Source organism: Streptomyces lincolnensis (assembly GCF_021173675.1).
In the GTDB taxonomy this organism is placed as follows: Bacteria; Actinomycetota; Actinomycetes; order Streptomycetales; family Streptomycetaceae; genus Streptomyces; species Streptomyces lincolnensis_B.
Genome location: NZ_JAIHON010000005.1, coordinates 672680 through 698034, shown reverse-complemented (window position 1 = coordinate 698034; position 25355 = coordinate 672680). Strand labels below are relative to the sequence as shown.

The following is a 25355-nucleotide window of genomic DNA, read 5'->3' as shown; positions in this document are numbered from 1 at the left end:
CGTAGAGGCGTCGCAGGGACGGCTACTCGCCCGCCGCCGCGTCCGCCGCCTGGGCCCTCAGCGCGCGCTCCACGCCCGCGCGGGACTCCGAGACCAGGCGGCGCAGGGCCGCGTTGGGCTCGGCGGAGGCCAGCCAGGCGTCCGTCTTGGCGAGGGTCTCCTCGGAGACCTGGATCGTCGGGTAGAGGCCGACCGCGATCTGCTGGGCGATCTCGTGGGAGCGGGCGTCCCAGATCTCCTTGACCACCGCGAAGTACTTGTCGGTGTAGGAGGCCAGCAGCTCACGCTGGTCGGTCTGGACGAACCCGCCGATGACGGCTTCCTGGACGGCGTTCGGGAGCTTGTCGGACTCCACGACCGACGCCCACGCCTCCGCCTTGGCCTCCTCGGTCGGGCGGGAGGCCCGGGCGGTGGCCGCGTGCCGCTCGCCGGCGGCGGTCTTGTCGCGCTCGTACTCGCCGGCGATCTCGGCCTCGTCGTAGCGGCCCACTGTGGCCAGCCGCTGCACGAACGACCAGCGCAGCTCCGTGTCGACGGCCAGGCCCTCGATGGTCTGCGAGCCGTCCAGCAGGGCCTCCAGGAGGTCCAGCTGCTCCGGCGTCCGGGCGGTCGCCGCGAACGCGCGCGCCCAGGCCAGCTGGTGGTCGCTGCCCGCGGCCGCGGACCGCAGATGGGCCAGCGTGGCGTCCGTCCAGCGGGTCAGCAGGGCCTCACGGGAGGCCGGGGCGGCGTACAGCTCGATCGCCAGCTTCACCTGGCGGTGCAGCGACTGCACCACACCGATGTCGGACTCCTTGCCGATGCCCGACAGCACGAGGGAGAGGTAGTCGCGGGTCGCGAGTTCCGCGTCCCGGGTCATGTCCCAGGCCGAGGCCCAGCACAGGGCGCGGGGGAGGGAGGACTCGAAGTCGCCGAGGTGCTCCGTCACGAAGGCCAGCGACTGCTCGTCCAGGCGGACCTTGGCGTACGACAGGTCGTCGTCGTTGAGCAGCACCACCGCGGGGCGGCGCCTGCCGACCAGCTGCGGTACGGCCGTCAGTTCGCCCTCCACGTCCAGCTCGATGCGCTCGTCGCGGACCAGCTTGCCGCTGTCGTCGTCCAGCTCGTACAGGCCGACGGCGATGCGGTGCGGGCGGAGCGTGGGCTCGCCCTTGGCGCCGGTCGGCAGGGCGGGGGCCTCCTGGCGGATGGCGAAGGAGGTGACGACGCCGTTCGCGTCCGTCTCGATCTCCGGGCGGAGCACGTTGATGCCGGCCGTCTCCAGCCACTTCTTCGACCAGGCCTTCAGGTCACGCCCCGAGGTCTTCTCCAGGGCGCCGAGGAGGTCGCTCAGGCGCGTGTTGCCGAACGCGTGCGCCTTGAAGTACGCCTGCACGCCCGCGAAGAACTCGTCCTCGCCGACGTAGGCGACGAGCTGCTTGAGCACGGAGGCGCCCTTGGCGTACGTGATGCCGTCGAAGTTGACGAGCACGTCGTCCAGGTCGCGGATCTCGGCCATGATCGGGTGCGTGGAGGGCAGTTGGTCCTGCCGGTACGCCCAGGTCTTCATGGAGTTGGCGAACGTGGTCCACGAGTGCGGCCAGCGCGACTCGGGGTGGGCCGCCTGGCAGGCGATGGAGGTGTAGGTGGCGAACGACTCGTTCAGCCACAGGTCGTTCCACCACTCCATGGTCACGAGGTCGCCGAACCACATGTGGGCCAGCTCGTGCAGGATGGTCTCCGCGCGCACCTCGTACGCGGCGTCCGTCACCTTGGACCGGAAGACGTACTGGTCGCGGATGGTCACCGCGCCCGCGTTCTCCATGGCGCCCGCGTTGAACTCCGGCACGAACAGCTGGTCGTACTTCTTGAACGGGTACGCGTAGTCGAACTTCTCCTGGAACCACTCGAAGCCCTGCCGGGTCACCTCGAAGATGGCGTCCGAGTCGAGGTGCTCGGCGAGGGACGGACGGCAGTAGATGCCCAGTGGGACGCTCTGCCCGTCCTTCTCGTACACGCTGTGGACGCTGTGGTACGGGCCCACGATCAGGGCCGTGATGTACGTCGAGATGCGCGGGGTCGGCTCGAACTCCCAGACGTTGTCCTTGGGTTCGGGCGTCGGGGAGTTGGAGATGACCGTCCAGCCGTCGGGGGCCTTCACGGTGAACTGGAACGTGGCCTTCAGGTCCGGCTGCTCGAAGCTCGCGAAGACGCGGCGGGCGTCCGGGACCTCGAACTGGGTGTAGAGGTAGGCCTGGTTGTCGACCGGGTCGACGAACCGGTGCAGCCCCTCGCCGGTGTTGGTGTACGCGCAGTCCGCGACGACCCGCAGGATGTTGCGGCCCGCCAGCAGGCCGGGCAGCGCGATGCGGGAGTCCGCGAAGAGCTCCGCCGGGTCGAGCTGGTCGCCGTTGAGCGTGATCTCGTGAACGGTCGGCGCCACCAGGTCGATGAAGGAAGCCGCGCCGCCCTCCGCGCCGCTCTCCGCGACGTCGAAGCGCACCGTGGTCACGGACCGGTAGGTACCGCCCTCCTGCGCCCCGGAGAGGTCGAGATCGATCTCGTACGAGTCAACGGTGAGCAGCTTCGCCCGCTGCTGTGCCTCTTCGCGAGTCAGGTTTGTGCCAGGCACGCGGTCATCTCCTCGATATGTGTCGGTTCGGCCATCCTTCCATGGGACCCACGGCCGGCGCGATGTCCGTTTCCCGCCGGTGGGCGGGGCGGACACGGGCGAGTCTGAGGCCATGACGACCTACTTCCCACGCCCCGTCGAACCGACGGTCCTGAAAGAACTCCGCTCCGCTGACGACGCGGGACGCCGAATGGTTCCCGTGACGGACGAGGAGGGCGGATCGCCCCTGAGATGCTGCCTGCGCCACAGCGAGCCGGGCGAGCGGATCACCCTCGTCTCCTACGCCCCCCTGCGCCGCTGGGCCGCGGAGACGGGCGCCGATCCGAGGGCCTACGACGAACAGGGCCCGGTCTTCATCCACGCCGAGGACTGTCCGGGCCCGGACAGCGACCGGCTGCCCTTCACGAACTCCCACCGCACGGTCCGCCGCTACTCGGCCGACGGCCACATCCTGGGCGGAGAGCTGGTGGAGGCACCCGGCGACGAGGCCTTCCGCGCCGCCCTCCGGAACGCCTTCGACGACCCGTCCGTGGCGCTCGTCCACGTCCGGGCCGTCGAGTACGGCTGTTTCCTCTACGAGGTGCGCAGGGCCTGACGCCGGAGCCCGCCAGGCGTCAGCCCTTGAGTTCCGCCGCCACCAGCTCCGCGATCTGCACCGCGTTCAGCGCGGCGCCCTTGCGGAGGTTGTCGTTGGAGACGAAGAAGGCGAGGCCGTTGTCGACGGTCTCGTCGGCGCGGATGCGGCCGACGTAGGAGGGGTCCTGCCCGGCCGCCTGGAGCGGGGTCGGGACCTCGGTGACCGCGACACCGGGGGCGCCGCCGAGGAGCTCCTTGGCGCGCTCGACGCTGATCGGGCGGGCGAAGCGGGCGTTGACCTGGAGGGAGTGGCCCGAGAAGACGGGGACGCGGACGCAGGTGCCGGAGACCTTCAGCCCGGGGATCTCCAGGATCTTGCGGGACTCGTGGCGGAGCTTCTGCTCCTCGTCGGTCTCGTTCAGGCCGTCGTCGACGATCGAGCCGGCCAGCGGCAGCACGTTGTACGCGATCGGGGCGACGTACTTGTCCGGCGCGGGGAACTCCACCGCCGAACCGTCGTGGGTCAGCTTCGGCGCGTCGTCGCCGACCTTCTTGACCTGCTCGAACAGCTCGTCCACACCGGCCAGACCGGAGCCGGAGACGGCCTGGTAGGTGGCGACGACGAGCGCTTCGAGACCGGCCTCGGCGTGCAGCGGCTTCAGGACCGGCATCGCGGCCATCGTCGTGCAGTTCGGGTTGGCGATGATGCCCTTGGGGCGGGAGGCGATCGCGTGCGGGTTCACCTCGGACACGACCAGGGGTACGTCCGGGTCCCGCCGCCACGCCGACGAGTTGTCGATCACGACCGCGCCCTGGGAGGCGACCTTCTCGGCCAGCGCCTTCGACGTGGAGCCGCCCGCGGAGAACAGCACGATGTCCAGGCCGGTGTAGTCGGCGGTGGTCGCGTCCTCGACCGTCACGCCGTCCAGGACCGTCCCCGCCGACCGCGCCGAGGCGAACAGACGCAGCTCCGTCACGGGGAAGTTCCGCTCCGTGAGGATCCTGCGCATGACCGTGCCGACCTGACCGGTGGCTCCGACGATTCCGACCCTCACGACGTCTCCCTTGCGTGGTGTTCCTGTGTCCGGCGTTTCCATCATGCGGCCGACCCGGGTCCACCTGTCCACTTCTTTGCGCTTCATGCCCGGGGACCGGGACGCCCGGCCGCGACCGTTGGTTGCGGAAATTCCGCCGCACCCCTTCTGAACTGGAGAAATTCGCCCTACGGTCACGTCCTGCCGGAAGCTGTGCTGCACCGCGTGACGGTGTGACGTACGCCTCCGCACGAATCCCCGGAGACCGAGCCGAACGTTTCCGCCCCCACCGGCGTCATAGGGGAAACGCGGAGGGGGAGGGGTGGCTGTGCTGCGCAGAAGGACCCGCCGCGGACAGGGGGACGTGCACGAGGATCCCCTGGACGCGGCCCAGGAGAACCGGGTGCGGGCGGTGCTCGCCCTGGGCGGGGTGCCGCAGGCGGACCTGCCGGACGGGGTGCAGCAGGTCCGCCTGCGCTTGCTGGAGCGGGCGGCCCGCGGGGCCGAGGCGCCGCGTGACGTGTCCGCGTGGGCGGCGGTCGTCGCCTCCAACCTGGCCATGGACTGGCACCGCGCCAAGCGCCGCCAGGAGCGGCTGGGGGAGCGGCTGGCCGCGCTCAGGCAGTCGGAGCACCCCTCCGGCGAGGACACCAGCCTGCTCTCCCTCGCCGTCGCGCGAGGCCTGGACGAGCTGCCCGACGCCCAGCGCCAGGTCCTCGTCCTGCGGTTCTACGCCGACCTCCCGGTGCGCGGGATCGCCGAGGAGCTCGGCATCCCCGAGGGCACCGTCAAGAGCCGGCTGCACACGGCGGTGCGGGCCCTGCGCGCCCGCCTGCACGAGGACGAGGTGGTGTGACATGACCGCCGGACGCGACGCGTACGACGGCGCCGACGCGCTGATGGCCGCGCTCACCGACGACCCGCTGCCGGACGCGGCCCGCGAGGACCCCGCCTTCCTGGCCGAGCACCGGGCCGCCCAGGCCGATCTCGCCCTGCTGCGCGAGCAGTTGGGCATCATCGGGAACGCCCTCGCCGACCCCCGGCCGCCCGCCGAGGCCCCCGGGCCCGTCCCCCTGCGACCGCCGCGCACCCGCCGCCGGGCACGTACCGTCGCCTTCGCCACACTGGTGGCGGCCGCCGTCATCAGCGTGATCGCCGGTATGGGGTGGCTGGTCGCGCAGGGCGGCGGCGACGCCCTGAGCTCCAGCGACAGCGCCGACGCGGGCAGCAAGCAGGAGGACGGCGGACTCCTCTACGGCAGTCCCCGCTACCTGGCCTGCACCGTCCTCGTCGCCGAGGCCACGGTCACCGAGGTCGAGCCGATCCCCGGCACCGAGCAGCTCCGGATCACCGTGCACGTGGTCCGCTACTTCAAGCCGGACAAGGGCGGCGCCGCCGACCTCACCCATGTGATCGACCGGTACAGCGTCACCCCCCTCCGCAAGGGCGACCCCGTGCTGATCGGAGTGCGGGAGTCCGGCCAGGCCGACTACTGGGCCGTGGGCGAGAAGGCGGTCGCCCGGGACCGGGTCAGGGTGATCGCCTCGCTGCCCGAGTCACGTGGACTGACCTGCGGGCAATGAGAAGGGCGGGCGCCCGCACGGACGCCCGCCCTCACCACCGTAGGAACGACTACGGCACAACCTTCGACTACGGCAGAACCTTCTCGATCTTCACGTTGCCGATGCCCGCGGCCGTGCCGCGCGCGTTGACCAGCTGGACCTGGCCGAAGAACTCACGGCCCTCCGGAGCGGCGGCCTGGGCGGTGACGCTCGCCGAGACGTTCGCGGAGTCGCCCGTGCCGAGCTTCACCGGCGTCGAACCGTCGACGGTGACGGAGCCGAGCGCGGGGGAGAAGAACACGTCCTGGTAGTCGTAGGCCGTGGACCCGGCCGGGACCGCGTAGCCGATGACCTGGATCGTGTAGGTGCCCGCGGCCGGCTTCGGCAGGGAGACCGACTCCTCCGAGTCGCCGTCGGCGGACAGGCCCACCTGGTCACCGGCGGCGTTCAGCACGACCAGGTCGAGGTCGGCGGCCGGGTCGGAGACGTTGCCGATGGCGACGTCCAGGGACGCGGCGCCCGCGGGCACCTCGACCGTGGTCTCGTGCGTCTCGCCCTGCGCGACGGTCGGCCGGGCCGACTTGGCCGAGCCGAGCGGGCCGCCCACCAGCTTGCCGTCGAGCGCGGCGAGCTTGTTCGTCACCTTCCAGGAGGCGGCGGCCGGGGTACCGACCTTGGCCTCGGGCACGGTCACGGTCTCCGGGTCGAAGGCCGCGCCGAGGACGGCGACGTCGAGCTTGTACGGGTTGTCGAGCAGCGGCGAGGTGCGGCGCGACTCGACCTCGATCTCCCAGACACCCGGCACCGGGTCGGCGTAGGAACGCACGTCCGGGCGGCAGCCGTTGCCGTCGAGGTAGTTGTTGTAGCAGTTCGGCGTGCTGGTGGTGTCGACCGGAACGCCGTACGGGTGGATGGCGATGAACCGGGTCTGGCTCGTGCCCTTCAGCCCGCCGATCGCGACTTCGAGGGACTTGGCGCCCTCGGGCACGGTCACGAAGTACGAGTGGTTGCTGTTGCGCTGGACCGTGTCCGACGCCGAGTAGCTGTACTTCAGCTCCTGAGCGACCACCACCGTCGTCATGACCTGACGGTCGATGCCCTCGGTCTTCGGGTCGTCGACCTCCAGGATCGCGCTCTTGATCCCGGCGGACTTCGGCGCGGCCTGGACCTTGACGGTGACCGGCTGGTTCAGCGGCAGCTTCACCTCGTCGGAGCCGACGATCCGGAAGGTGCCCGCCGCGTTGTTCTCGAAGTGCAGCTCGTGGCGGATCGCCTTGTCGGCGCCGGACGTACGGGTGATCGTGATGTCGTACGTCTTCTTCTGACCGGCCTTCAGGCCGCCCTCACGGTCGTAGAGACCCGTGCCGGAGCCCGGCGTCTTCAGGAACTGGTCGATCGCGGTGTCGACCGGGGCCTTGACCGCGTACTCGTGGGCGGTGGCGCCCTCGCGGATCGACGTCCAGGCGTCGACGATGTTCATGAGGCCGACACCCTCCTCGTACGCCTGCACACCCTTGATGTGGTCGGCGGTGGAGGTCAGCGCGGTGCGCAGGGTGGCCGGGGTGAGCTCGATGCCCTTGGCCTTGGCGGCGGACAGCAGCAGCGCGGAGGCGCCCGCGGCCTGCGGGGAGGCCATCGAGGTGCCCTGGAGCATGCCGTAGCCGGCCGGCAGGGTGTAGCCCGACTCGGCGACCGGGGCGCCCGGCAGCCAGGTCTGGATGGTGTTGACCGCGGCGCCCGGGGCGACCAGGGTCGGGGTGAAGCCGCCGTCCTCACGCGGGCCGCGCGAGGAGAACGGCATCATCGCGTACTTCTTCTCCACGACCGAGCCGTAGTTGGCGGCCCAGGTCTCCTTGGAGATGGAGGCGCCGACCGAGATGACCTTGTCGGCCAGGCCGGGGTCGCCGATGGTGTTGGCGCCGGGGCCGGAGTTGCCCGCGGAGATCACCAGCTGGACGCCGTAGGTGTCGATGAGCCGCGTGTACAGCTCGGCGCGCGCGTTGTTGCCGTCGTTCAGCGCGGGCAGGCTGCCGATCGACATGTTGACGATGTCGACGCCACGGCCCGCGACGAGGTCGATCATGCCCTCGGTGAGCGCCACGTTGGTGCAGCCGGGGCCGAACTCGCAGGCGCGCGAGGAGACGATCTTCGCGCCGGGGGCGGCGCCGTTCATCCTGCCGCCGAACAGGCCGTGGGCGGCGGTGATGCCGGCGACGTGGGTGCCGTGCTCGCTGGAGATCATGCCGATGTTGACGTAGTCGGCCTTGGCACCGGCGGCGTTGTAGACGACGTCCTTGCGGATCTCGATCACGAACGGGATGCGCTCGGCGACCTCGGTCCCCGGGTTGTCCGTGCCGAAGTAGCCGATCTGGAAGCCGTCCTTGTACGGCTTCATCGGCGTCTCGTCGGTGAAGTCCAGGTCGTCGTCGAGGTCGACGCGCGCGGTACCGGTGGCGGCGTCGTACAGCACGCCCCAGACGTCCGTCTTGTCGCCGTCGCGGTTGACGTCACCGGCTTGGTCGCCGCCGGCCGTCGCGGACTCGTAGAAGTAGTTGAACTTGTACGAGCCGCCCGGGGCCGTGAACGACTCGGTGGAGCCGCCGACCGGGGTGGCCGAGAACACCGGTCCCGCCACCGAGGTGAGCATCCGCCGCCAGGAGCCGTCGCCGTCGGAGACCGGGTCGGTCGAGGTGATCCAGTCGACGATCTTGCGCTCGCCGGTGGTGGTCTTCTGGAGCGCCGGGTGGGCGAGGTCCACACCCGAGTCCAGGACGCCGATGGTGATGCCCCGGCCGTCCGCCTTCGGGTTCTTCTTCACGAAGTCGACGGCACCCGTCTCGAAGGACGGGTTGTACGGGTTCTCCGCGGGCGTCTTCCTGCTCGGCGCCGGGTAGCTCGTCGTCCCCTGGGCCGTGGCGCCCTTCGCGGCGTCCGCGGCCGGCGTCGGGTCGTCCAGCGGGATGTCCCGCTTGAGGTCGATGCCGTGCACGGAGGAGAGCTTCGTGGCGGCGGAGATGGCCGAGTCGGCCTTCGCGGTGGGAATGGTGGCCCGGACGTAACCGAGCTTGTCGTCGGTGCGGCCCACGAGGCCGCCCTGGAGCGAGTCCAGCTGATCGGCGACCTGCTCGGTCTTCCCGGGCGCGGTCGCCACCATCATCGTGACGCTCTTCTCGCCGTCGGCCTTGGCCTCGGCGAGGGCGTCGGCGTCGTCGGAGCCGAGCTTGTCGTGGGCGGACTTCACGCCCGGGTCGGCGGCGACGGGTGTCTCGTCGGCGGCCAGGGCCATGGGTATCGGCCCGGCCGCGGAGAGCGCGGCCACCAGGCCGGCGGCCACGGCTATTCGGGCCACGCGTCTCGCGCCCGGTGTCGACTCACGGTCGCGCTGGGGGGTGAGGGTCATCGGCATCCCTTGTTGGTAAAGGAACGAACGGTGTGCGACCAGGACTGATCAGCCCCGGTCGCAGTCGCACAGCCTTACGCATGGGAAGGATGTTTAGGGAGAGTTGACCGAATCGATATAGGCCCATGGGGAAAACCCCCGATGGCATATCAGGTGATGTGGGGTGAGGGGTGTGTGAAGGTATTGAGTCGCCCAGAACGGTCCCCGAGGGACGTAGGCGATCGCCGTCCTGGGCTAACGTCCTGCCATGCGACGGAAGTTGAGGGTGGCGGCCTACGCCGTGTGCGTACGGGACGGACAGATCCTGCTCGCCCGGTGGATCGACCGCGCCGGCCGGGCGGAGTGGACCCTGCCCGGCGGCGGCATGGAGCACGGCGAGGACCCTCATGACACCGTCCTGCGCGAGGTGACCGAGGAGACCGGATACCGCGTCGAGGTCACCGGCCTGCTCGGCGTGCGCTCCCGGCGCCGCATCCACTCCCGCCGCCTGCGCCGCTCCGTCGACCACCACGGCGTCGGGATCGTCTACGAGGGGCGGATCACCGGCGGCGAACTCCGCTACGAGGTCGGCGGATCCACCGACATGGCCGCCTGGCACGATCTGGACGCCGTGGCCGGTCTGGTCCGGGTGCCCCTGGTCGACTTCGGCCTCGGCCTGTGGCGGGAGCGGCCGGCCACGGGACGGGTGACGCTCCCCGAGGGATAACCGCACTTGCCCCGCGCGATGATCGCGCTGCCCGCGAAATGATTGCACTGCCCCGCAAAATGAACGGCGCGTGACCGCCTCCCGGCCGTTCGGGGAGCTGTCATGGACGCACAGGGTTTGCCAAGATCCACGTACGGTGATCGGCGTTGCCCGTTGCCGTCTCGTTCACGCGCAGGTCATTCCCGGTGCCAACGATCCAGAGTGAGCGGGATGTTCGCGACAGCGACCGTGCCCGCGACCACTGCCGACGCGTTCGCACTCGGGGAGATCGCGCCATGTCGCGCATACGCTCTGTCGCCGGTTCCGCTCTGGGGCCGCACCGCCGTTCCGTCCTCGCCGCCACCGCGGCGGTGTCCCTCTCCGCGGGTGTCGGCTACGCCCTGCGGCCCACCGACAGCCAGGCCGCCACCACCACCGGACAGGCCGCCGCCGGGGCTCCCGTCGCCCAGTCCCGCAAGGCCCCCGCCGCCCCCCTCGTGCCCTACACCCGCGGCACCACCGCCGCGACCGTGGCCGCCCCCCGCAACAACTCCGGCTTCCGCCGCCTCGGCGACGGCCCCGGCTGGCACCGCAAGGTCCGCGGCGAGCTGGCCGCGCCCAAGAGCGGCCGGATCGGACGCCGTACCGCGCTCGCCGCGTTCGTGCAGCTCACCGACCTGCACCTGATCGACACCCAGCACCCGATGCGGCTGGAGTACCTGCGCTCCACCGACGTGCACGCCTGGCGGCCGCACGAGGCGCTGACCGTACCCGGCGCCATCTCGCTGGTGGAGCGGATCAACGCGCTGCGGGGTGCCCCCGTCACCGGCTCCCCGCTGCACTTCGCCATGACCACCGGCGACAACACGGACAACAACGCGGGGACCGAGCTGGAGTGGTTCCTCACGATCATGAGCGGCGGCCGGATCACCGCCAACTCCGGCGACCCCCGCCACTACGAGGGCGTCCAGAACAGCGGCATCAAGCAGTACTGGCAGCCCGACACGGCCGTCCGGGACGCCGACAAGCAGCTCGGCTTCCCCCACATCCAGGGCTATCTGGCCGCCGCGATGCGGGAGTTGAACAGCCCGGGCCTCAACATGCCCTGGTACTCCACGGTCGGCAACCACGACTCCATGCCGCTGGGCTGCTTCGGCCTCGGCGACTCCTGGCTCGCCGAGCACGCCGTCGGCGGCCGGAAGCTGATGAGCGTCTCCGCGGCCGAGGCGAAGAGGCTCCAGAACGCCATCAGGGACGCCAAGGACCCGCGGGGCACCGCCTTCCGCGACTTCCTCAAGTCCAAGGCCCGCACCATGCGTTCGGTCACCCCGGACGAGCGGCGCGCCCCCTTCACCGCCACCGAGTACCTCAAGGCCCACCTCGACCCGGCCTACCGGGGCCTCGGCCCGGTCGGCCACGGCTACTCCACCGCCAACCTCGACGCGGGCACCCAGTACTACAGCTTCCGCATCGCCGACGATGTCATCGGCATCAGCCTCGACACCACCGACGCCGGCGGCCACTACCAAGGGTCCATCGGCACCGCCCAGTTGAGGTGGCTGGACCGGACCCTGCGGGAGAACAAGGACTCGTACGCGGTGATCTTCAGTCACCACACCAGCGAGACCATGACCAACACCCGCCCCGACCCCGCCCGCCCCAACGAGCGGCGCCACAACGGCCAGGAGGTCATCGCCCTCCTCGGCAGCCACGCCAACGTGCTGGCCTGGGTCAACGGCCACATCCACCGCAACGACATCACCCCGCACTCGGCGCCCGACGGCCGCTCCTTCTGGGAGATCTCCACCGCCTCCCACGTCGACTTCCCCCAACTCGCCCGCGTCATCGAGCTGGTGGACAACAAGGACGGCACCCTCTCGATCTTCACCACCTGCGTCGAGTCCGCCGCCCCTCACCGCACCGACTTCACCGACCTCTCCCAGACCGGCCTCGCCGCCCTCTACCGCGAGCTCTCCTACAACGCCCCGGGCGCCAACATGGGCCTCGGCGGGGACCCGAAGGACCGGAACACGGAGCTGGTCCTCAAGAAGGGGCCAACGACCCGGGACTAAAGTCCCGGGCTTGCACAGCGGGCGCCACTGGCTGTGGTGCTGCGCTTGCGTCCGGTCCCGCCCTCGGGTGTCGGGGGTGGGTCTGGGGCGGTTGACTGCACCCCGCGTCGCCACAACTCTTCCGCGCGAGCGCGGATGTTGCGGGAGCTGTTCCGGTCCGCGTGATCAACAAATCCGCAGGACCGGCACGCGAACCAGGCCTGGGAGACCCGGTTCGCCGTGTCGATGTGGCCGCACGCGGCGCAGGTGCGGGAGGTGTATGCCGGATCGACGTACACCACCGGCACTCCCGCCCTGCGGGCCTTGTACGCGATGAACTGTCCGAGCTGGTGAAAGGCCCAGGAGTGCACGGTGGCCCGTTGGGGCTTGCGAAGCCGTACCCGCTCACGAATACCACCCAGGTCTTCCAGGGCGATTCCGCGTCCGGTGCGTTCTGTCTCGGCCACCACATGCTTCGCGATCTTGTGGTTGATGTCCTTCGCCCGCCGTGACTCCTTGCGCCGCCGCTTCTTCAGCCGACGTTTGGCGGACGGGGTGTTCTTCTTCTGCAGCTTGGTCCGCAGCGTGCGTTCGCGCAGCCGTCCCCGGTTGAGGGCGCGCCCGGCCATGATCTGACCGTCCGAGGTGGTCGCGAGGTTCACGATCCCCAGGTCGATGCCAAGGAAGCCGTCCGGATCGGCATTCTGCTCGGCTTCGGGGATCTCGCAGGTGGCGTTCAGGAACCACATGCCGTCCCGATTGAGCAGGTCGGACTCGCCCTTGCGGTACAAGGTCAGACGGGCCAGCTGTTCCGGGGAGGCGGTGAACGCAACCCCCTTCACCCGTCCGGACAACGTCCAGATGGAGACGGTCCGGTCGGTGATCTGCCAGGACAGCATCCGGTCGTCATAGGGCTGCGCACCCACGGGCCGGAAGACGATCGGCTTCTGCGTCGCCCGCTGGTACCGCTTGGACCACGGCTTGCCGAGGTTCCCGGCCTTCGCATTCGCCGCCAGTGTGCGGTAGGCGTCGCAGGTTTTCTTGATGGTGTGCTGGGCGGCCTGCGCGCCCAGGCCCCACCGCTGCTTGATCTCGGTGTAAGTGTGCTCGCGCAGCGCGAAGTTCCGCTTGCCATCTTTGACGAAGGCTACCTGGGACGCCCAGGATGCCGCCTCGTTGCAGGCGTGCAGGGTCGCCTCAAGTGCCGCTGCCTGTCCGGGCGTCGGCAACAGCTTGACCTGCACCACCAGCTTCATGACACCCGAACCTACACAGCCGTCCGCACAAACGGACCACTTCCGTACAACCGTCCCACCATCCAGTGACCCACTGGCCGTACGTTCGACATTGCCCGGCTCCACGGACAGCCCTACGGGCGCTCCGCGCCCGAACTCCCGGACACCGCGACGCTCTGCGTCGCCACCACACGATGAAGAAGGGCTGAAACGCACTCAACCGCCGTCCCCCTCCTCAACCTTCGCTCCACCCTCCCGGTCTGCCTCCCCGACCACGCCCGACGGCGGGTGTGACGAGAAGGGGGAGCACATGAGCACGCGCATGAACGTACGGACGACCCTGGTGGCGGCGACGGCCGTGGCGGTGTCGGCCGCCCTCGCCGGGCCCGCCCTGGCCGCGCCCGCCAAGGGCGGCGAGCACGGTCCGACCCGGCAGGCCGTCGAGGCCGCGGTGAAGGACGGGGTGCCCGGGGTGACGCTGACAGCGAAGGACGGCCGGACCGTCTGGTCGACGACCGCCGGGGTCGGCGACCTCAGGAGCGGGAAGTCGCGTTCGGCGGACGACCGGTACCGGGTCGGGAGCATCACCAAGACGTTCGTGGCGACGGTGCTGCTCCAGCTGGAGGCGGAGGGGCGGCTGTCGCTGGACGACTCGGTGGACGAGTGGCTGCCGGGGCTGGTCCGGGGCAACGGCCACGACGGCCGCGCGATCACCCTGCGCCGGCTGCTCAACCACACCAGCGGCATCTACGACTACACGGCCGACGAGACGTTCGGGCGGACGTACTTCCTCAAGGACGGCTTCTTCGAGCACCGTTACGACACCAACGAGCCCGAGGACCTGGTCGCGGTCGCGATGGCCCACGAGCCGGACTTCGCGCCGGGCACGTCCTGGAACTACTCCAACACCAACTACGTCCTGGCCGGCCTGGTGATCGAGAAGGCGACCGGGCGTCCGTACGGCGAGGAGATCCGCCGACGGATCGTCAAACCCCTGGAGCTGGACGGCACTTCGGTCCCGGGCACCCGGGTCTCCGTCCCGCAGCCCAGCAGCCGGGCCTACTCCAAGCTGGCCGAGACGGCGACGGGACCGACGTACGACGTCACGAAGCTGAACCCGTCCCTGGCCTTCTCCGCGGGCGAGATGATCTCCGACTCCGCCGACCTGAACCGCTTCTACAGCGCCCTGCTGCGGGGCCGGTTGCTGCCGCCGAAGCAGCTGAAGGAGATGAAGACGACGGTCTCCGTCGGGGTGATCCCGAACACCGGCTACGGCCTCGGCCTGATGGACCGCAAGCTCAGCTGCGGGGTGCACGTGTGGGGCCACGGCGGCGGTATCCACGGCTCGACCTCGGAGGCAGTGACGACCGCCGACGGCCGGCACTCGCTGGCCTTCAACTTCAATGGCGACTGGTCGGGGGACGCCGATGCCGTGATCGAGGCGGAGTTCTGCGGCACATGAGGAGCGCGAAAATGAGGAGCGCGAAGGGGACGGACATGACCGTACGGACGACCCTGGTGGCCCTGACGGCCGTGGCACTGTCGGCCGCCCTGGCGGCCCCCGCGGTCGCGGCCCCGTCCGGCAGAGGCGGCGACCACGACCTCACCCGCCAGGCCGCCGAGGCCGCGGTGGCCGAGGGCGTGCCCGGGGTGACACTGGCGGTGCGGGAAGGACACCGCACCTGGTCGACGACCGCGGGCGTGGGAGACATCAGGACCGGCAAGCCGCGCTCACCCCACGACCACTACCGGGTGGGCAGCGTCACGAAGACCTTCGTGGCGACCGTGGTGCTCCAGCTGGAGGCGGAGGGCCGGCTGTCGCTGGACGACACGGTGGACGAGTGGCTGCCCGGACTGGTCCGGGGCAACGGCCACGACGGCCGCGCGATCACCCTGCGCCAACTGCTCAACCACACCAGCGGCATCTTCGACGTCCTGGCGGACCCGAACTACCAGCGGAAGTACATGGCCGCCGAGGGCTTCTTCGAGCACCGCTACGACCGCCTGAAGCCCGAGGACCTGGTCGCGATCGCCATGACCCACAAGCCGTTCTTCGAGCCGGGCGCCTCGTGGCGGTACTCCAACACCAACTACGTCCTGGCCGCGCTGGTGATAGAGAAGGCCACGGGCAACCCGTACGGCGACGAGATCCGGCGTCGCATCATCACCCCCCTCGACCTGAAGTCCACTTCCGTCCCCGTCGACCGGGTCACCCTCCCGCGACCCAGCAGCCGCGCCTACTCCAAGCTGGCCAGGACGGACACCGGACCGACGTACGACGTCACGGAACTCAACCCCGGCATCGCCTACGGCGGCGGCCAGATGATCTCCAGCTCGGCCGACCTCAACCGCTTCTACAGCGCCCTGCTGCGCGGAAAGCTGCTCCCACCCGAGCAGCTGAAGAAGATGAAGACGACGGTCGCGGCCAAGGAGCGGTACGGCTACGGCCTCGGCCTCGTCGACGTCGAACTCAGCTGCGGGGTCCACGTGTGGGGCCACGACGGCGGCATCCACGGCTCCAACACGGACGCGGCGACCACGGAGAACGGCCACCACTCGGTGGCCGTCAACTTCAACGGCGACTGGTCGGGCAACACCGAGTCGGTGTTCGAGGCCGAGTACTGCGAGAAGTAGCCCCTGCCGTGGGCGGATGACCGCCTGCGTCACGGCGCGGAGGAGCCCGGCCTCTTCCCTCCGCGCCGGAACGCCGCCCACCGCGTTCTAGGGGGCCGTCGGCGGCGTGAGTGGGGCCCGCACGCCGAACCACTGCTCGGCCCCGTACTCCTCGAACCGCTCCACCGCGGTGAATCCGAGCTTCGCCGCGAGGCGCACGGAGCGGTCGTTGGCGCTCTGGGTGCACAGCACGACCGGCTCGCCGGGCAGCGCGTCGGCGAGCCAGTCGAGTGCCGCCGCGCAGGACTCGGCGGCGTACCCGTGGCCCCACGCGTCCGGCAGGAACATGTAGCCGAGTTCGGGCTCCCCGCCCTCCGGGCGGACGTGCCCCGGGCGCTCCGCGTCACGCCGGTCGAGCGAGACCGTGCCGATCGCCGCTCCGCAGTGCTCGACCACGAACACTCCGGGGCGCCGCCCGGGCAGCTCGGGCACCGCGCGTTCGAGCTCGTCGCGCGGCCGAGGGCCACCGAGGTAGGTGCGCACCTCCGGCGAGGCGAACAACTCGACGAACGTCGCACGGTCCCGGGGCTCGGACTCGCGGAGCACGAGCCGCTCGGTCCTGATCGGCACGGGAGGCCAGGCGACGGGGCCGAGTTCGGTCATGGCGGGCAACCTATCCGTCACTACCGGGGCAGCACCACGACATACGCCGCCGGGTCGCGGTCGCCGGAGGCCATGAGGGCTGTGCGGACCACCGCTGCCTGTTGTTCCATCGTGTCCCGGAGCTTTCGGGGGGTGATGTGGACGACCGTGATGCCGAGTCGCTCCAGGTGTTCGCGCTTGCGGGCGTACTCGGACCAGAGGGCGTCGTCGTCCTGTCGGGGGGCGCGGGTGTCGAGTTCGACGGCGACGGCCTGTTCGGGCCAGTAGGCGTCGAGGCCGCCGAGGTGGGGGCCGCCCGGAAGCCGGAGGTCCACGTTCCACACAGGGTCGGGAAGGCCGTACTCGTGGACCATGCGGTACAGCCGGTCCTCGGCAATCGCGCGGCCCTCGGCGAGGAGGGAGTCGACGGCGTCCACGACGTGCGGCCGGCTCAGCAGCTTGGCGTTGTTCAACTCCCGTACCACCGCGGCTGGTTCGCAGTGGCCGCCGCGTACCGCCTCGGTCAGCAGCCGGCGGACCGCGCCCGCGTCGGTGAGTTCGCCGACCGCGTCGGCGAGGGCGCGCGGGACCGGGGCGACCGGCAGGCCGGTGACCTCCACGGGGGTCGGCAGGGTGCCCGTACGGACGATGCGGGCGCAGCCCGTCGCGCGCAGCCGGCGCAGGCGCGGGACCAGGACGTCGATCCGGTCCAGGGCGGTCAGCGGGGGCGTGGCGGAGAAGCCGTGCAGGGTGAGGGCCGCGAGGCCGGTGATCATCGCCTCGGCGTAGCCGGGGCGGTGTGCTTCCCCCGCGCCGGGCTGGGCCGGAACTCCGGCGCCGCGCTCCCGTGCCGCGTACGCCAGGACCGCGTGCAGCCGCTCCTCGCTGGTCGGCGGGCCGGGGTGCAGCAGGAAGACACCGGGGAGGAACTGCTGCCAGGGGCCGCCGGGCCGGCACTGTTCGGCGGCTTCGGCGGCCGAGATGCCGCGGGCACGCAACTGCGCGGCCGTCTGGACCCGGCGGTGCACCTCGGCGAGGTGGCGCAGGGGGCGGGGGGAGCACGGGGGGACCGGGGCGTTGTGGTTCATGCACGGGAGGTTCCCGCACCCGATCCGCCCCTTAACCGCTGTTACACGCCCGTCGACAAATACGGACAAGCCCGCACTAAAGGACGGGTGTTCGGGTGCCGAGTAGGCATGGAAAGCCCCTGGTCCGTTCGGGTGTGGACCAGGGGTTACGGTTCCGCTTGACCGAATTTCGTAACGGTGACCGCACGCTCAAGCTTTGACCAAAGATCTAGGCCGCAGTCCCCGTGGCCTCCGCGTCGCACGCCTGTCCCCGCAACGCCCGTGCCAGGTCGTCCCGGCCCTCCAGGACCAGTCGGCGCAGCGCGGGAGCCGCGTCCTCGTGGGCGGCGAGCCAGGCGTCCGCCGCGTCGAGGGTCGCCGGGGACTGCTGGAGCGAGGGGAACAGGCCCTGGACGACATGCATCGCGATCTGGATCGACCGCTCCCGCCACACCCGCTCGATCACCGCGAAGTACTTCTCGGCGTAGGGCGCGAGCAACTCCCGCTGGGACGACCGGTCGAAGCCCGCGATGGTCGCCTCCACCAGGGCGTTGGACAGCGCGTCCGACTCGACCACCTGCGCCCACGCCTGCGCCTTCACCGCCGCCGAGGGCCGCGCGGCCAGACAGCGCACCTGGTGGCGCTTGCCGGACGCGGTGTCGTCCCGGGCCAGTTCGGCGGCCAGCGCCCCCTCGTCCGCGGCGCCGTGGGCCGCGAGCGGCTCCAGGAACGCCCAGCGCAGCTCCTGGTCCACCACCAGGCCCTCGATCTGCTCCGTGTCCGCGAGCAGGCCCTGCAGCAGCTGAAGATCCTCCGGCAGCGCCGCCACCGACGCGAAGAACCGCGCCCACGCCAACTGGTGCTCGCTGCCCGGCCCGGCGGCCCGCAGCTCCCGCAGCGCGCCCTCGGCGAGCAGCCGTCCGCCCATCTCCCGGTACTCCGGCGCCAGGTAGTTGACCAGCGCCGAGTTCGCCCACGCGTGCAGCATCTGGAGCACCCCGATACCGGACTCGCGCCCCGCGAACCGCAGCACCAGGCCGACGAAGTCCCGCGCCGGCAGCAGCGCGTCCCGCGTCATGTTCCACAGCGCCGACCAGCACAGCGCCCGCGCCAGGGGGTCGGTGAGGTCACCCAGGCCCGCCTTCAGCGTCTCCAGGGAGTTCGCGTCGAAGCGGATCTTGCAGTACGTCAGGTCGTCGTCGTTGACCAGCACCAGATCCGGCGCCTGGGCCCCGGCCAGCTCCGCCACCACCGTCCGCGGACCCTCGACGTCCACCTCGGCCCGCGCGTACCGCTCCAGCGCGCCCTCGGGTGTCCGCCGGTACAGGCCCACCGCCACCCGGTGCGGGCGCAGCTCCGGGTGCGACTCGGCGGCCTCCTGGACCACCGCCAGCTCGTCGACGCGTCCCTCGGCGTCCAACAGCACCTGCGGGGTGAGGGAGTTGACCCCCGCCGTCTGGAGCCACGCCCGCGCCCACGTGCCCATGTCCCGGCCACTGGTCTCCGCCAGCACCGACAGCAGGTCGTCCAGGCGCGTGTTGCCGTACGCGTGCCGCTTGAAGTAGCGGCGCGCGCCCTCCAGGAACGCGTCCTGGCCGACGTACGCCACCAGCTGCTTCAGTACGGAAGCCCCCTTGGCGTAGGTGATGCCGTCGAAGTTGAGCTTGGCGTCCTGCAGGTCACGGATGTCCGCGGTGATCGGGTGCGTGGAGGGCAGCTGGTCCGCGCGGTAGGCCCACGCCTTGCGGCGGTTGGCGAAGGTGATCCAGCCGTCCTCGAAGCGGGTCGCGCCGACCAGCGCGAAGGCGCCCATGAAGTCCGCGAAGGACTCCTTCAGCCACAGGTCGTCCCACCACTCCATGGTGACCAGGTCGCCGAACCACATGTGCGCCATCTCGTGCAGGATGACGTTGGCCCGGCCCTCGTAGGACGCCTGGGTGACCTTCCCCCGGAAGATGAACTCCTCGCGGAAGGTCACCAGGCCCGGGTTCTCCATCGCGCCGAGGTTGTACTCGGGCACGAACGCCTGGTCGTACTTCCCGAAGGGGTACGGGTAGTCGAAGTGGTCGTGGAAGAAGTCCAGGCCCTGCCTGGTCACCAGGAACACGTCGTCGGCGTCGAAGTGCGGGGCCAGCCCCTTGCGGCACAGCGCGCCGAGCGGGATCTCCAGCCGGGTGCCGTCCTTGAACTCCCGCTCGTAGGAGTCGGTCACGTAGTGGTACGGACCCGCCACCACACAGGTGATGTACGTCGAGATCGGCTTCGTCTCCGCGAACCGCCAGACCCCCTCGCTCTCGTCGCCGACCCCGTTGCTCCACACCGTCCAGCCCTCCGGCGCCCGCACCTCGAAGCGGAACGGCGCCTTGAGGTCCGGCTGCTCGAAGTTGGCGAAGACCCGGCGGGAGTCGGCCGGCTCGTACTGCGTGTACAGGTACACCTCGCCGTCCTCGGGGTCGACGAAGCGGTGCAGGCCCTCGCCGGTACGGGAGTAGGCGCACCGGGCGTCCACGACCAGCTCGTTCTCCGCGGCCAGGTCCTCCAGGGCGATCCGGGAACCGTCGAAGACCTCGCTCGGGTCGAGGTCCTTGCCGTTGAGGGAGACGGCGGTCACGCTCGGCGCGATCAGGTCCGCGAAGCTCGTGGCGCCCGGCTCGGCGCAGCGGAAGCGGATCGTGGTGACCGAGCGGAAGGTGCGCGGTCCGTCCCCGGTGTCGTCGCCGACCGCGGAGCGGACGTCGAGGGACACCTCGTAGCCGTCGACGGACAGCAGGGCGGCCCGCTCCCGGGCCTCGTCACGGGACAGGTTCTCACCGGGCACGGATGGAGCTCCCTCGGATGGTGTTCAGTATGCGGACAGGCCGATCCTGCCATGTGCCGCCGATCCGCGGCAGACGGGAGCCGATTCGCGGCAGACGGGAGCGGCAACCGGGAATGGACCGGGCAAGCGCCGGTGTTGCCGCTGGAAAAGAACCGCTTTCCGAGGAGACCCATGTCCGCGTCCGCGAGCCCCTCCGGCAAGACCCCCGTCGACTTCTGGTTCGACCCGCTGTGTCCCTGGGCCTGGATGACCTCCCGCTGGGTGCTGGAGGTGGAGAAGCTCCGTGACATCGAGGTCCGCTGGCACATCATGAGCCTCGCCGTGCTGAACGAGGACAAGATCGACCAGCTTCCCGAGGAGTACCGCGAGATGCTGGAGACCACGGCCTGGCAGCCGATCCGCGTGGTGACCGCGGCCTGGCAGAAGCACGGCTCCGACGTCCTCGGCCCCCTCTACACCGCGCTCGGCACCCGCATCCACAACGAGGAACAGGGCCCCACCCGCGAGGCCGTCGAGGGCGCCCTGGCGGACGTCGGCCTGCCCGCCGACCTGATCGAGTACTTCGACCAGAAGGACTTCGAGTTCGACGCCGAGCTGCGCGCCTCCCACAAGGAAGGCATCGACAAGGTCGGCCAGGAGGTCGGCACCCCGGTCATCGCCGTCCCCGGAGCCGACGGTGAGCAGATCGCCTTCTTCGGCCCCGTGGTCACCCCCGCTCCCAAGGGCGAGGACGCCGCCAAGCTGTGGGACGGCACCCTCGCCGTGGCCTCGGTCCCCGGCTTCTACGAGATCAAGCGGACCCGCACGAAGGGGCCGGACTTCAGCAACCTGTGACGGCCCCCCGTCGGGGAGGACGACGCAGACACCGCCGGGACCGGTGACAGGGGGCCCGGCGGTGTCTGCGTTTGGGGTACTGCGCCGGCCGGGGGCCGCGCTGCCAGGGCGGCGGCGTCCGGGCTGGGCGCGGTCCGAGGGCGGGGCGGCGGGTCCGGGGCGCGGGACTGCATCAATTTGCGGCTCCGCCGCGTGGGCGCGACCAGCCCCCACGCACCCGCAGCCGCCCCACGACCTCACACCGCCCCCCACGGAGCGCACCGCGGTCTCAGGCCGGGGGTGGCGAGTCCGAGTCTCAGGCCGGGGTGGCGAGTCCGGGCCTCAGGCTGGAGAGGCGGGTCGGGGCTCGCGCTGGAGTGGCAAGTCCGGGTCCCGGGCCGGGCCGGCAGCGGCCCCGCCGCACGCGCCCCGCCGCACGCACCCCGCACCCCGGCCCGCGTCGAAGACCCCGCGTCGGCGTCTCGCTCAGTTCCTCCGGCCCAACCGCCGCCGTACGCCCCGCACCTGCCGGTTGCCCGCGACCGCGTCGAGGAGTCGGCGCCCGCCGCCGGCCCGGTACGCCGGGCCCTCCAGGCGGAGCAGGAGACCGTCGCGGACGACGGCGTAGGCGAGGGGGGTGCTCTCCTTCGGGAGGGTGACAGGGTGCCGCCCGGTGGGGAGCTTCAGCCGGCCGGGCAGGCGCAGCACCGCCGTTCCGCCGCTGCCCGGGAGCAGTGTGGCGTCCACGGTCAGGGTGGCCACGGTGGCCTTGACGGGAGCCGGGGCACCGGCGGTCGCGGCGAGGTACGGCAGAGGCAGCGACCGTTCCCCGCGCGCGGTGTTCGCGGCGGCGGCCGGCGCGGTGTCGGGGCCGAGCCGGCGCTGACGCTGGTCCACGTCGAGGGCGAGCTGACCGCTCCCCGTCCAGTACGGCAGCGCGAGCCGCCCGCCGGTCAGCGCCGGGCCCGCGGCCGGGGCGCCGGGGGTGCCGTCGCCGGTCACGCGGACCATCCGGTCGACGCCCAGCAGCTGGACGTACGCCCACACGTCGTGCACCCCGCGCTCCAACGGCCGGCCACCCGCCAGCCGCTCCGGGTCGAGGCTCAGCCGCCCGGAGGCGACGAGCCGGGACCGCCCCTCGCCGAGCGGTTCGAGGCGCACCTCCAGGTCGCCCTCCGGGTACCACCAGTCCTCCCGGTCGCGGTCCTTGACGATCAGCTCCGCGTACGCCAGCCGGAACGGATCGCGGACCTCCCAGCCGTCCTCGGTCCCCGGCACCCCGTCCAGCAGCTCCGGGTCCAGCCACCGCTTCCCGTCCCGTTCGACGACGGCCAGCGGTTCGCCGTCCCCGCGCAGCAGGTCCAGCGTGACGTCGGCGACCAGACGGCCGTCCTCCCAGCGAGGCGCGCCGACCGTGCTGCGGGCCTTCACCTCCCGCACGCGCTCCGCGAGCACCACCGCCCCGTCGAAGTCACCGCGCTCCAGCAACTCGGCGCGCAGGCGGGACACGGTGGGCAGGCCCTCCCGGACGGCCGCCGGGAACTCCTTGCGGGCCAGTTCCCGGGCCGCCTCGAAGCGCTGCCGCTGCTCGGCCGGCTCCTCGCGCAGGATCTCCGGCTCACGGGTCCTGGAGAGGACCTCCACGTGGTAGAGGCGGTGCAGCAGCCGGTTCTGGAGCGCGTCGACGTCGTCCGAGGCCTCGGTGCCGTCCTTGATCTGGCCGACGATCGTCCGGCAGTTGTCCCAGAAGCCGTGCCGGTGGTTGAACCGGTGCTGGGTGTTGTTGCCGCCGTCGTCCCGCTTCATCCAGTAGTAGCAGGGGTAGTCGGCGAGGACCGCGATCCGCTCGGCCTTGAGGTAGGCGGCGCTGACGAACGCCAGGTCCTCCAGGATCCACGGCCCCTCCGGGAACCGCAGCCCGTGCTCCTCCACGAAGGCCCGCCGGAACATCTTGTGCGGCGACATGCTCTGCATGAGCTCGTCGTTCTCGATCGTGCAGGCGTCGATCGTGTGCCGGAACAGCCGCCGGGGCCGCACCATCGTGGAGGACATCTTGCCGAGCACCACATCGGCGTCGTTCCGCTTGGCGTGCTCGTACAGCCGCTCCAGGGCCTCGGGCCCGAGGGTGTCGTCGTGGTCGACGAACTGGATGTACTCGCCCTTGGCATGCCGCATGCCGAGGTTGCGGGGCGCGCCCGGCCAGCCCGAGTTCGGGCGGGTGTGCACCTGGACGTTCGGATGCGCGTCCGCGATCTTCCGGAGCCGGTCCAGCGTGTCGTCCGTCGACCCGTCGTCGACGTAGACCACCTCGTACTCCTCGGGCGGCAGGCTCTGCCCGAGCAGCGACGGGGCACACTCGTCGACGTACTTCCCGGTGTTGTAGACGGGGACGATCACGCTGACCTTGACTCTCGGCATTCCACGGACCCTACCCGTCCGCCCCTTCCTGCGCGGTGGCCTCCTCCCGGAACTTCTCGGGCAGCAGGCCGCCGCCGCGGGTGTGCAGGTACGGCTGGTACCAGAGGCAGCCCTTGGCGGTGCAGCGCCAGAGGTTGTCGACGTAGTGCCGGGCTCCCTTTTCCTCGCGGACGGCAGCCTTCTCGGCGCCGTTGAGCATGCGGAACGCCTGCCTGCTGCGGCAGGTGGGACACTCGCGCTCGATCTCCGTCATGGACCCCGCCCCCCTTCTCCCCGGTAGTACAGCGCGTATCGGGCGGGGACGTCCCCGAAATCCCCCGCTCCGCTACGGTGCCGACCCAGGCGCACACGTCACGCGCGGGCGCGGTCGCGTGCCTCCTGGAGGCGGGCCAGGTGGTCGTCGTAGCCCTTCGCGTAGTACGAGGCACGGCCCGGGTCCGGTTCGACGATGGCCGTCGGGCGGGTCCAGGCGGCCGTGTCCAGCTCCACCCCGTACCGTTCCGCCGCCGCGAGGACCGCGCCCCGGGCGCCGACCTCGCCCTCGACGACCCGCAGGGGGCGGCCGAGGACGTCGGCGAGGAGCCGCATCCAGGCGCCGCTGCGGGTGCCGCCGCCGCAGACCGCCAGGGAACCGGTGAGGCCGGCGGCCTCCAGGCAGTGCCGGGCCGCGTAGCCGATGCCCTCGCAGGTCGCGCGGATCAGGTCGGCGGGCGTGGACTCCAGGGAGACACCGGTGAGTTCGGCGCGCAGCCGTGGTTCCACGAAGGGGGCGCGCTCGCCCGAGGGCGCGAAGTACGGCAGCACCCGGACCCCGTGCGCGCCGGGCGGGGTGGCGGCGAGCAGGTCGTCCACCTCCTCGTGGCGGACCCCCGTCGTGGACAGCACCCAGTCGAGCGCGGCCGTGCCGACCATCGCGGGCATGGCACGCAGCCGGTGGCCCGGGCGGTCGGTGGAGATGTACAGGCCGGCCGGCTCGCCGTCGAGGTCGAGGTCGGTCGTCGCGACCAGCGCGGCCAGACAGGTGCCGACGATCAGCAGACCGTCCCCCGGGGTGGTCACCCCGGCGCCGAGCGCGCTGGCCGGCAGGTCGTAGGGGCCGTTGGCGATCCGGGTGCCGGCGGGCAGGCCCTCGCCGCGCGTGGCGCCGGTCGCGACCGGATCGCTGACCGGCGCGAGCAGGCCCCTGCGGTGCGTGAGACCGAGCAGCTCCACGACCCGGTTGTCGTACATCCGGGTGCGCGGGTCGAGGAACGGCATCGACGCGTCCGACACGTCCGTCGTGGCCCGGGACGCCCCGGTCAGCCGCTGGAAGACCATGTCCTTGCAGTAGACGGCGGCCCGTGCCGTGTCCAGGGCCTTGGGCTCGTGCCGGTCCAGCCACGCCAGCAGCGGCCCGGGACACCCGGGGAACATGGCGCTCCCGGTCCGCCGGAACACCGTCTCGAAGGTGCCGTCGGCCAGCCACTGGTCGACCAGTTCGTGCGCCCGCCCGTCCATCCAGGAGGCCGCGGCCCGCACCGGACGGCCCTCGGCGTCCACCAGCCACACCCCGTCGCCCTGCCCGGTCAGCCCGGCCAGCTCGACCGGCTCGGGCACCTGCCCGGTCACCTCTTCCAGGACGGCGACGACCGCCGCGTACACCTCCTCCATGTCCTGCTCGACGAACCCCTCGTGCAGGGCCAGGCCCACCGGGCGGGACCCGACGGCCAGCGCACGGCCGGTGCCGTCGAAGGCGGCGGCCTTCACCATGGACGTGCCCACATCGATACCGACGTACATGCGTCTCTCCTCCGTGGCTCGCGTAGTCCCGTGCTCGCGTAGTCCCGTGCT

Annotated in this window: 18 protein-coding genes; 8 read left to right on the top strand and 10 right to left on the bottom strand. The window is 71.3% G+C overall.

Features of this window, described 5'->3' with window-relative positions; all coding sequences use genetic code 11:
- Positions 1-22: 22 nt before the first annotated feature.
- Entirely contained in the window at positions 23-2611 is a 2589-nt protein-coding gene (pepN, locus tag K4B79_RS17335) for an aminopeptidase N (protein WP_232027510.1), read from the bottom strand.
- Positions 2612-2723: 112 nt separating this feature from the next.
- Between pepN (K4B79_RS17335) and K4B79_RS17330 the strand changes: the two genes are divergently transcribed.
- Positions 2724-3206, top strand: a complete 483-nt coding sequence (locus K4B79_RS17330; RefSeq protein WP_232027508.1) for a DUF1203 domain-containing protein — start codon at positions 2724-2726, stop codon at positions 3204-3206.
- A 19-nt stretch (positions 3207-3225) separates the two neighbouring features.
- On the opposite strand, the gene K4B79_RS17325 is transcribed toward K4B79_RS17330, so the two are convergent.
- Positions 3226-4242 (bottom strand): aspartate-semialdehyde dehydrogenase, encoded by a 1017-nt coding sequence (locus K4B79_RS17325; protein ID WP_232027506.1) that lies wholly within the window; start codon positions 4240-4242, stop codon positions 3226-3228.
- A gap of 307 nt (positions 4243-4549) precedes the next feature.
- Here K4B79_RS17325 and K4B79_RS17320 point away from each other — a divergent pair, with 307 nt between their 5' ends.
- Both K4B79_RS17320 and K4B79_RS17315 read left to right on the top strand, forming a co-directional pair.
- On the top strand, positions 4550-5077 hold the full coding sequence (locus tag K4B79_RS17320; protein ID WP_232027504.1) for an RNA polymerase sigma factor: 528 nt from the start codon (positions 4550-4552) through the stop codon (positions 5075-5077).
- Position 5078: 1 nt separating this feature from the next.
- Positions 5079-5804, top strand: coding sequence for a hypothetical protein (locus K4B79_RS17315; RefSeq protein WP_232027503.1), 726 nt, complete (start codon positions 5079-5081; stop codon positions 5802-5804).
- A gap of 67 nt (positions 5805-5871) precedes the next feature.
- Here K4B79_RS17315 and K4B79_RS17310 read toward each other — a convergent pair whose 3' ends face one another.
- Complete coding sequence (locus K4B79_RS17310; RefSeq protein WP_232027502.1) at positions 5872-9183, bottom strand: S8 family serine peptidase; 3312 nt, start codon at positions 9181-9183, stop codon at positions 5872-5874.
- 247 nt (positions 9184-9430) lie between these two features.
- Between K4B79_RS17310 and K4B79_RS17305 the strand changes: the two genes are divergently transcribed.
- On the top strand, positions 9431-9889 hold the full coding sequence (locus K4B79_RS17305; RefSeq protein WP_232027501.1) for an NUDIX hydrolase: 459 nt from the start codon (positions 9431-9433) through the stop codon (positions 9887-9889).
- 275 nt (positions 9890-10164) lie between these two features.
- The gene (locus K4B79_RS17300) at positions 10165-11940 is read left to right on the top strand and encodes a TIGR03767 family metallophosphoesterase (RefSeq protein ID WP_232027500.1); all 1776 of its coding nucleotides are present in this window, start codon (positions 10165-10167) and stop codon (positions 11938-11940) included.
- Here K4B79_RS17300 and K4B79_RS17295 read toward each other — a convergent pair.
- Positions 11937-13175: an RNA-guided endonuclease InsQ/TnpB family protein gene (locus tag K4B79_RS17295; RefSeq protein ID WP_232027499.1), complete on the bottom strand. Its 1239-nt coding sequence runs from the start codon at positions 13173-13175 to the stop codon at positions 11937-11939. The genes K4B79_RS17300 and K4B79_RS17295 overlap by 4 nt on opposite strands.
- Positions 13176-13464: 289 nt before the next feature.
- Here K4B79_RS17295 and K4B79_RS17290 point away from each other — a divergent pair, with 289 nt between their 5' ends.
- Positions 13465-14616, top strand: coding sequence for a serine hydrolase domain-containing protein (locus K4B79_RS17290; protein ID WP_232027498.1), 1152 nt, complete (start codon positions 13465-13467; stop codon positions 14614-14616).
- Between the two features lie 35 nt (positions 14617-14651).
- Positions 14652-15788 (top strand): serine hydrolase domain-containing protein, encoded by a 1137-nt coding sequence (locus tag K4B79_RS17285; RefSeq protein ID WP_232027496.1) that lies wholly within the window; start codon positions 14652-14654, stop codon positions 15786-15788.
- 87 nt (positions 15789-15875) lie between these two features.
- On the opposite strand, the gene K4B79_RS17280 is transcribed toward K4B79_RS17285, so the two are convergent.
- From K4B79_RS17280 to pepN (K4B79_RS17270), 3 genes are all read right to left on the bottom strand, one after another.
- A complete protein-coding gene (locus K4B79_RS17280) occupies positions 15876-16430 on the bottom strand; it encodes a GNAT family N-acetyltransferase (protein ID WP_232027494.1) in 555 nt (184 codons plus the stop codon).
- A gap of 20 nt (positions 16431-16450) precedes the next feature.
- Positions 16451-17497 carry a hypothetical protein gene (locus K4B79_RS17275; RefSeq protein WP_232027493.1) on the bottom strand — a complete coding sequence of 349 codons (1047 nt, stop codon included), beginning with the start codon at positions 17495-17497 and terminating at the stop codon, positions 16451-16453.
- Positions 17498-17705: 208 nt separating this feature from the next.
- A complete protein-coding gene (gene pepN / locus K4B79_RS17270; protein WP_232027492.1) occupies positions 17706-20294 on the bottom strand; it encodes an aminopeptidase N in 2589 nt (862 codons plus the stop codon).
- A gap of 171 nt (positions 20295-20465) precedes the next feature.
- Between pepN (K4B79_RS17270) and K4B79_RS17265 the strand changes: the two genes are divergently transcribed.
- Entirely contained in the window at positions 20466-21128 is a 663-nt protein-coding gene (locus K4B79_RS17265) for a mycothiol-dependent nitroreductase Rv2466c family protein (protein ID WP_232027491.1), read from the top strand.
- Between the two features lie 465 nt (positions 21129-21593).
- Here K4B79_RS17265 and K4B79_RS17260 read toward each other — a convergent pair whose 3' ends face one another.
- The 3 genes from K4B79_RS17260 to K4B79_RS17250 all read right to left on the bottom strand — a co-directional run bounded on the left by K4B79_RS17260 (position 21594) and on the right by K4B79_RS17250 (position 25304).
- Positions 21594-23525, bottom strand: a complete 1932-nt coding sequence (locus K4B79_RS17260; RefSeq protein WP_232027490.1) for a glycosyltransferase family 2 protein — start codon at positions 23523-23525, stop codon at positions 21594-21596.
- Positions 23526-23535: 10 nt separating this feature from the next.
- A complete protein-coding gene (locus K4B79_RS17255) occupies positions 23536-23778 on the bottom strand; it encodes a hypothetical protein (RefSeq protein ID WP_232027489.1) in 243 nt (80 codons plus the stop codon).
- Between the two features lie 98 nt (positions 23779-23876).
- Positions 23877-25304, bottom strand: coding sequence for an FGGY-family carbohydrate kinase (locus K4B79_RS17250; RefSeq protein WP_232027488.1), 1428 nt, complete (start codon positions 25302-25304; stop codon positions 23877-23879).
- Positions 25305-25355 lie beyond the last annotated feature (51 nt).

What these genes read in the sequence shown, in the direction of transcription:
- K4B79_RS17330 (WP_232027508.1), top strand. Translation starts at nt 2,724, where the DNA reads ATGACGACCTACTTCCCACGCCCCGTCGAACCGACGGTCCTGAAAGAA.
- K4B79_RS17315 (WP_232027503.1), top strand. Translation starts at nt 5,079, where the DNA reads ATGACCGCCGGACGCGACGCGTACGACGGCGCCGACGCGCTGATGGCC.
- K4B79_RS17310 (WP_232027502.1), bottom strand. Translation starts at nt 9,183, where the DNA reads ATGACCCTCACCCCCCAGCGCGACCGTGAGTCGACACCGGGCGCGAGA.
- K4B79_RS17305 (WP_232027501.1), top strand. Translation starts at nt 9,431, where the DNA reads ATGCGACGGAAGTTGAGGGTGGCGGCCTACGCCGTGTGCGTACGGGAC.
- K4B79_RS17300 (WP_232027500.1), top strand. Translation starts at nt 10,165, where the DNA reads ATGTCGCGCATACGCTCTGTCGCCGGTTCCGCTCTGGGGCCGCACCGC.
- K4B79_RS17295 (WP_232027499.1), bottom strand. Translation starts at nt 13,175, where the DNA reads ATGAAGCTGGTGGTGCAGGTCAAGCTGTTGCCGACGCCCGGACAGGCA.
- K4B79_RS17290 (WP_232027498.1), top strand. Translation starts at nt 13,465, where the DNA reads ATGAGCACGCGCATGAACGTACGGACGACCCTGGTGGCGGCGACGGCC.
- K4B79_RS17285 (WP_232027496.1), top strand. Translation starts at nt 14,652, where the DNA reads ATGACCGTACGGACGACCCTGGTGGCCCTGACGGCCGTGGCACTGTCG.
- K4B79_RS17280 (WP_232027494.1), bottom strand. Translation starts at nt 16,430, where the DNA reads ATGACCGAACTCGGCCCCGTCGCCTGGCCTCCCGTGCCGATCAGGACC.
- K4B79_RS17275 (WP_232027493.1), bottom strand. Translation starts at nt 17,497, where the DNA reads ATGAACCACAACGCCCCGGTCCCCCCGTGCTCCCCCCGCCCCCTGCGC.
- K4B79_RS17265 (WP_232027491.1), top strand. Translation starts at nt 20,466, where the DNA reads ATGTCCGCGTCCGCGAGCCCCTCCGGCAAGACCCCCGTCGACTTCTGG.
- K4B79_RS17260 (WP_232027490.1), bottom strand. Translation starts at nt 23,525, where the DNA reads ATGCCGAGAGTCAAGGTCAGCGTGATCGTCCCCGTCTACAACACCGGG.
- K4B79_RS17255 (WP_232027489.1), bottom strand. Translation starts at nt 23,778, where the DNA reads ATGACGGAGATCGAGCGCGAGTGTCCCACCTGCCGCAGCAGGCAGGCG.
- K4B79_RS17250 (WP_232027488.1), bottom strand. Translation starts at nt 25,304, where the DNA reads ATGTACGTCGGTATCGATGTGGGCACGTCCATGGTGAAGGCCGCCGCC.